Raw genomic sequence first — 7,623 nt, forward strand, 5'->3', positions numbered from 1 at the left:
ACAGACGATGGTAGGTCTTATGCAAAGACGTCCGACGATATTTCGACGAATAGGAGAAATGAGTCGTTGACGTAGATTGTGAACCCGACGCTACTGACGGCGTACATAAAATCATACATTTCCAATTATTTTATCGCGAAAAAGCCCGCAAATATATAAACAATTTGCGAGGATATTTTGATGAGATGCGCCGCAAACTCAATTTTTGATTGCGCAGGTGTTTGAAAGTCTTAAAATTTTCTACATTCAATAAACACCGTTATTTGCGAGGAATTTTCGATAAGAAACGGTTAAGATGAAATATTTTAGGAGTGAGGCTTTTTGCGGCGATACACCTTTTTATCTCATCTCACAACGAAATCAAAGATTTCTGTTCGATGGATAAAAAAACTGGTCGCCGCTACGTACGGTGTTTACCAGTTTCTACAATCAACATTCAATTTTGTAGCTAAAAGGCCCGCAAACACCCCTTCCAATTTGCGATGATAATTTGATGAGAAACGGTTAAGATGAAATATTTTAGGAGTGAGGCATATTGAAAAATATGTCGCAGCGACTGAAATATTGAATCAAGCGTTTATCGCGAAAAGGCCCGCAAATGCAAACTACTTTTTAAATAGCTTAATCAGCTCCCCCACAATATCCACCCTACTAAACGGCGTAATAATGTAGTACCCATCAACGTAATCTGCAATTTGCCTCATAAAGTCCGATGTGATTTCAACTGCAAGGCGGCTCGCTTCTTCCCTTTCGAGCCCCTTGTACTGCTCGATGATTTCGTCGTCAAGACGAATGCCCGAAGCTTCGGAGTTCATGAAGAGCGCATTTTTGTAACTCACAATCGGCATGACACCGCCCATGATATAGCTTTTCAATTCTTTTCTCGCAATTTTCAAATTTTCCACCGCAGTTTTCGAGATGACCGGTTGAGTGTAAAACACATTCACACCGGCTTTTTCTTTTGCCTGTGCACGTTTTATCTCGAGGTCAAACTTGTTTGCGTTGAGGTTTAGAGCCCCGCCAATATTCATTTTGTTTGTAAAAACTTTTTCGTTCATGTCGCTCACAAGCGTCGCAAATTTCGTTGAGTTGAATTGAAAGACCGACTTCACCTCGTCTTTTTCAGCAGTTGGCACCGGATCGCCCGTAATCGTTATTATATTCAAAATGTTTTCGAGATTCAGTCCCAAAAGAAGCGCTTTTGACGCATTCACATTTCTGTCGCGACAGGTCATGTGAACAATCGGCTCGATTCCGATTTCGTTTTTTATTTTGTATGCGGTGAGGCTTGCGTCAACTCTTACGCGCGCAACCGGACAGTCGGCGATTGTGATGCCGTCGGCACCGCTGTTTGAAAGTGCTTTCACATTTTCCATATATCTTTTCATATTTAAATCTTTCGGCGGATCGAACTCAACCACAATCGGTTTCTTTCCGTGTTCAAGTTTATTTCTGAAAAGATTCTCTGTGTACGGCGTTTCAAGGCGTGCGTGCTTTTTCTTCTCAGGTCTCGTCTTCGTGTATCTATACTCCGAAATTCGCTCAGTGATTTCCCTGATGAACTCCGGTCTCGTTCCGCAGCAACCACCGATAATTTGCACGCCGTATTCCAAAAATTGGAGCGTCGCATTTGAAAAATAATCCTTGTTTGCACTGTAGTAGGTTCTGTTTTTTATAACTGTAGGATAGCCGCCATTCGGCATGATTGAAATTATTTTTTCCGGTAAATTTATCTTCTCGATATATTCCCTCAGTCTCAGCGGACCCGAAACACAGTTGAAACCGACCGCATCGATGTCGGTGGATTTCGCAGCTTCACTCAGCAAGTCCTCTCCGACCCCGCCCGTTCTCGTGAGCCCGTCCGCACCGACGGCAAACGAGGTTATAATAAATGCGTTCTCGTCTTTTGCCTTTATATATTTCGCAAGTTCTTTCAATGTGCCGATTTCGGAAAATGTTTCAAACAAAAAGTCGTTTATACCGTTTTCCAAAAATATATCGATGATTTCCTTGTGTTCATCAATCGAATTTTCATCGTGTCCCGGAATCGGTCCGATGTCAGCAAACACAAGTGTTTCTGTGTTCTTCACTGCTCTTTTTGCAAGCGATAGCCCTGCCTCAATCACATTTTTTACAACCGAAAAATCCGTTCCCAAAGAAACGGTGTTTGCTTGGAATGTGTTTGTTTTAATCGCCATCGCACCGGCGTCTACATATTCTTTATGAATTTCATAAATCACTTCCGAATCGAAAAGATTCGCCATTTCGCACTCCGGCATGATCCTTTTCGATTTGTCGGGATAATATGTTCCCATCGCTCCGTCAAAAACGAGTGGGAATTTTATATTTTGAATTTTCGTCATTTATTCACCAAAAACCTTTTTCGCTACCAAAACATTGTTCTTTGCATCTTTTAGATAAAAATTCGCACAAATTTCATCTGCATAGTCCTCGGTCAAAACTGCACCGCCGACCATGATTTTTGCATCCGGCAGCTCTTCTTTTATACGGAGGATTGTGAGTTTCATGTTTTCGAGTGTCGTCGTCATGAGTGCACTGAGACCAATGAGCTTCACATTTCTTTTCTTAGCCTCTTCGACAATCGTTTCGGCGTCCACATTTCTTCCAAGGTCAATCACATTGTAGCCGTAATTTTCAAGAATGACTTTCGCAATGTTCTTTCCGATGTCGTGAATGTCACCCTTTACCGTCGCAACAATAATGTCGCCCTTTGAAATTGTCTTTTTACCGCTCTTTGAAATCGCAGCTTTTATTACTTCAAAACCCGCTTCCGCCGCGCTCGCACTCTTTATAAGTTGCGGCAGGAAAATCACTCCCTTTTCAAAATCGTCGCCCACTTTGTCGAGTGCCGGAATCAAATAGTCGTCAACAATTTCAAGCTCCGTCTTTTCTTGAAGAAGCCTTTTTACCTCATCCTTCACATTTCCCTTTAAGCCCTTGTAGACCGCAGTCTTTATGTCCATCGACTCGGTTTTTGAAACCGGAGCCGTTTCCTTATTCGAAAAACGCTCGATGAAATCGTCAACTGCACCTTCTTCGTTTTTCAAAACTTTATATGCATGAACCGCTTCCATCATTCTGTCCGTATTCGGATTTATAATCGCAAGATTTAGTCCTGCGTTCATAGCAAGCATGAGAAAAACCTCGTTAATCGCCTCTCTCATCGGAAGACCGAAGCTGATATTTGAAACGCCGAGCACAGTTTTCACACCAAGTTCATCACGCACAAGCTCCATCGTCTTTATAGTTTCCATCGCACCTTCCGGATTTGACGAAACTGTAAGAGTGAGGCAGTCAATATATATGTCGTCTCGTGAAATTCCGATTTCGTCCGCACGACTCACAATCTTTTTTGCAACCTCAAGTCTTTCTTCCGCAGTTTCCGGAATTCCCCTTTCGTCAATCAAAAGCGCAATCACCTGTGCATTGTATTTTTTTACAATCGGAAGAATGCTCTCTAGCTTTTCCTCCTCGCCGTTCACGGAATTCACAATCGCTTTTCCATTATAAACTCTGAGCGCACTCTCAATTACTCCCGGCTTCGTGCTGTCGATTTGAAGTGGAGTGTCGATTACGGATTGAAGTGCCTTAACAATCTTTGCTTGCATTTTCACTTCGTCAATCCCCGGAAAGCCGACATTGACGTCGAGAATATCCGCTCCGGCATCGACTTGTGAAATCGCCTCACGAACAAAGAAGTCCATATTTTCTTCCCTTAGTGCTTTCTGAAAACGCTTTTTCCCCGTTGGATTAAGTCTCTCCCCGACAACTTTAAATCCGGAATTTTTGAGAACTCGAAGTCCCGAAGACGGTCCCGAAATCCTTTTTACAGCTCTTTCTTTAACGGGTTGACCTTTGAAATTTTCCGATAATTTTCGGATAAATCTCTCGTCTGTTCCACAACAACCGCCGACATATTTTACTCCGAGTTCCAAAATTTCTCCCATAGTTTTCGAAAATTCCTCCGGAGTCAAATTATATTTGCCGTTCATATCCGGAAGACCGGCGTTCGGCTTTACAATAAGATCCACATCCGTGATTTTGGAAAGCTTTTTCACCATCCAAACCATTTCGCCCGGTCCCAACGAACAATTTATTCCAATCGCAGAAACGCCAAGTCCCTGCACCATATTTGCAAAAGTTTCGATGCTAACTCCCGCAAAAGTTCTGCCGTCTTTTTCGAAAGTCATCGTGACAAAAATCGGCTTGTCCGTCGTTTCGCGTGTAGCCAAAATCGCAGCCTTTACCTCGAGAAGGTCCGTCATCGTCTCAATCACGATTATGTCCACATTGTCCTTTGCCGCCTCGACGACCTCTTTAAAAATGGAAATTGCTTCTTCGAATTTGAGCGTGCCAAGCGGCTCGAGCATCTCTCCAATAGGTCCTATGTCAAGTGCAACTTTTGCGCCCGTTTTTTCAGCACATGCTTTCGCATTTCTCGTTGCCGCAGCGACGACCTCTCTCGTCTTCTCGGCTCCAAGTTTTCGCCTGTTCGCACCGAATGTGCATGCGTAAATAATATCCGAACCCGCGTCGACATATTTTCTATAAACGCCGTTCACCATCTCCGGCTCTTTTATATTTAAAAGCTCCGGAATCTCGCCGACCTTCATTCCGGCCTGTTGAAGCATCGTTCCCATAGCTCCGTCCAAAATCACAACTCTATCCTTCGTATCCACAATTTTCACCTCTTTTTCTAAACTCGCAATTTCTAAAAAGTCTGCAATTTTCGCAACCTCTGTGTCGATGCGGTTGAACCTCTTTTGACACACCCATAATTGCCGTTATAGACTTTCTCGGAGTCATAATCCCCTCGGCAGTCGTTGTAATTCCAATTTCTTTCTTCGCATTTATCGCAGTCAAAAAATAATTTTGAATCGAAATCGGCATATCACCGTATCCCGGCGAAAATCTGTCGGTCAAATAAAACCCGGAAAACTCCTTTTGAAAAGACTTGTCAAGCTCCTCCGCAAACGCTTCAATCGCCGCACTCGCCGTCGCATCAACCACAACACTCATGCTGAGATTCGTAAATGAAAGCTTTCGAATTTCCATCTCAATCTCGTTTCCAAGCGTGACCGCAAAAAGAATCACCTTGAATGAACTTCTAAGAAGCTCCGCCATATCTCGTCCGACAGCAATTTCTTTTAACACCTCGTCATCTTTATCGAAAAATCTGAACACATACTTCGGTCGTGCACATTTTTTTACAATTGAAATCGCCTCGTCGATCTCCTCCATAATGTCCGCCGGCACCTCTCCGGTTCTGTATCCCAGATATTTAAGTATTTCATTTTTATTAATATTCTCAAAAAAATAATTCATAGATTACATTATAACATAATTTATGAATAAACTCATAACAATTCATTATCAAATTAGTTGGGATGTGGTGATGGAATTTTTGGCAATTGCAGACATTAGCAATCGCAACGCAGCGGGACGGCATACGTTACGACGTTAGGAGTAACGATGTCCTCCCGCCCATTTTTGTGTACATTAAATACGTATTTTACCAACAACGTTGTACAAATAAAATATCGAACCAAAAATCCAAACAATTTTTAAATCCATACATAATTGTGTGTTTCCGCAAATTCATTCGACCAATTTTCCCTCTTGGCGGCGATACGCTTTTCTCCGCACTCAATATCGAAATCAAAGATTTCTATTTCGTGCGTCGGAAAAACCGGTCGCCGTTACGGGCGGCGTGTATGCATCTAAATATATTACCCCAAAACCCCATACCATTTATAAACATATCTTCGCTCTGTACGTTCCCCAAACAGTAGCGTCGGGTTACATCCCGACGCCCATTTTTGTGTACGTGAAATATGTTTTTACACCAACAACGCTGATTACATAAAATATCGAACCAAAAATCCAAACAATTTTTATCTCCATCCATCATTGTGTGTTCATCAAGATATTCTCCCACCCGTTCTCCTTTTTGGCGGCGATACACCTTTTTGCGCGTTCGGTTACGAAATCATAGATTTCTACCTCACCCGCAAAAAAACTGGTCGCCGCTACGGGCAGCGTTCAAAATTTGTATCGCGATATTGCTTATACACGTGTTTTTATCCATAGCTCATGCGTCGGGACGTAGCCCGACGCTACAGGCAACGTAATCACATACAACAAGATAACATTTACAGTAATTTATTTTCACATTGCAATATTTTCTTCGTATGAAATTTCTTCCCCGCAAACACTGTTATTTGCGATGATAATTTGATGAGAAACGGTTAGATCGAGTGTTTTCGGAGTGAGCTTTTTGCGGCGACACACCTTTTTATCTCATCTCGCCACGAAATCAAAGATTTCTGTTCGATGGATAAAAAAACCGGTCGCCGCTACGTACGGTGTTTACCAGTTTCTACAATCAACATTCAATTTTATCGCGAAAAGGCCCGCAAAAAAAGGTGGAACACCTATCGTGTTCCACCTTTTAAATCACCTATTCTATTGTCTTTTTCCCAATTCCTTATCAATCCAATAAGTCGTTGTTTTTGCGTCGTCGAGCAAATCATATTGATCGAGAATGTGTCTGAAGTTGTCTTCTTCTTCAACTTGTTCATTTAAGAACCAGTCGAGAGTTGTGATTGCTTCATAATCTTTTTCTTCAAGAGCAATTTGATACAAGTTGTGAATTCTCTTTGTTACTTCCTTTTCATGTTCCAATGCAGATTCGATTGCTGCCTTTGGACTTTCGTAATCATTTTTTACGTCAGGAATTGCTTTGTATTCAACTGTGCAATCCACTTCGTATAAAAATTCAGCAAATTTTTGATGGTGTTCATATTCTTCTTCAGCTTGAAGTTTCATGAAGTGTTTAAATCCATCATATCCTTCCTTGCCGAAATATGCTTCCATTCCCTTGTAAATATAACCGCTTGCCAATTCAAAATTCAATTGTTCATTAATTGCTTTTGCTAATCTTTCTGAAATCATTTTAATCTCCCCTTTTCTAAAATTTATGTTCACTGTGCGTATGCACGGCTAACTACTACTTTTCTGTGATTACCACACTTTCATATCCAAGAGCTTCGAGATATGTCTTTAAAATTGACTTTGTATCTTCAAAAATACTTTCTTGGTCTTTCGAACTTATGAGTTCTTTTTCTATTTGTCTTTTCAAATTCGACACGAGATTATTTGTCTCTGTGACCGATGATGTGCTTAAATCAGTCGTCACCTCGTGACTCAAAACTACAGGCTTTTTCAAAAGAACGCTGATTTCTTTCTTGCCCTTTCTTTCAGCAATGAAAAGATAATCTTCATCCTTTGTCTCACCGAACTCGCTCACCTTTTGAACAACTCCCGGCTTTTCATTGTCATATCCGAGCAAAACAACCGACTTAAACTTTGAAACATCGTATGAAGAATCATCTTCCTTGTCGTAGTCTTTAATGTAATAAGTCTTGTTCGCATTCAAAAGACCGGTTATGTTTGCACTAAGATTTTTATTGTAACTTTCAGTTTTTTGTTTCGTCACAACCATAAAGTATATAATGAGTGCAATTGCCAAAACAAGCACTCCAACAACTATCCATTGTTTAAAATTCGTTTTTTCGGAACCGGTATTTCTTTCCATGACAA

The 7,623-nt window shown here is 41.3% G+C and carries 5 protein-coding genes; all 5 read right to left on the minus strand.

All coding sequences use genetic code 11. From position 1 onward, the window contains the following. Positions 1-605 precede the first annotated feature (605 nt). On the minus strand, positions 606-2,363 hold the full coding sequence (locus tag C7381_RS05035) for a bifunctional homocysteine S-methyltransferase/methylenetetrahydrofolate reductase (RefSeq protein WP_116480126.1): 1,758 nt from the start codon (positions 2,361-2,363) through the stop codon (positions 606-608). Then, positions 2,364-4,709, minus strand: coding sequence for a homocysteine S-methyltransferase family protein (locus tag C7381_RS05040; RefSeq protein ID WP_425433153.1), 2,346 nt, complete (start codon positions 4,707-4,709; stop codon positions 2,364-2,366). Beyond that, positions 4,684-5,346 carry a vitamin B12 dependent-methionine synthase activation domain-containing protein gene (locus C7381_RS05045; protein WP_116480127.1) on the minus strand — a complete coding sequence of 221 codons (663 nt, stop codon included), beginning with the start codon at positions 5,344-5,346 and terminating at the stop codon, positions 4,684-4,686. Before C7381_RS05045 ends, C7381_RS05040 begins: the two co-directional genes overlap by 26 nt. A 1,140-nt stretch (positions 5,347-6,486) precedes the next feature. After that, positions 6,487-6,975: a ferritin gene (locus C7381_RS05055; RefSeq protein WP_116480129.1), complete on the minus strand. Its 489-nt coding sequence runs from the start codon at positions 6,973-6,975 to the stop codon at positions 6,487-6,489. A 55-nt stretch (positions 6,976-7,030) separates the two neighbouring features. Further along, entirely contained in the window at positions 7,031-7,618 is a 588-nt protein-coding gene (locus C7381_RS05060; RefSeq protein ID WP_116480130.1) for a hypothetical protein, read from the minus strand. Between the last annotated feature and the right edge of the window lie 5 nt (positions 7,619-7,623).

The sequence above is a fragment of the Ezakiella coagulans genome (assembly GCF_003096635.1).
Classification (GTDB): Bacteria; Bacillota; Clostridia; order Tissierellales; family Peptoniphilaceae; genus Ezakiella; species Ezakiella coagulans.

What these genes read in the sequence shown, in the direction of transcription:
- C7381_RS05035 (WP_116480126.1), bottom strand. Translation starts at nt 2,363, where the DNA reads ATGACGAAAATTCAAAATATAAAATTCCCACTCGTTTTTGACGGAGCG.
- C7381_RS05045 (WP_116480127.1), bottom strand. Translation starts at nt 5,346, where the DNA reads ATGAATTATTTTTTTGAGAATATTAATAAAAATGAAATACTTAAATAT.
- C7381_RS05055 (WP_116480129.1), bottom strand. Translation starts at nt 6,975, where the DNA reads ATGATTTCAGAAAGATTAGCAAAAGCAATTAATGAACAATTGAATTTT.
- C7381_RS05060 (WP_116480130.1), bottom strand. Translation starts at nt 7,618, where the DNA reads ATGGAAAGAAATACCGGTTCCGAAAAAACGAATTTTAAACAATGGATA.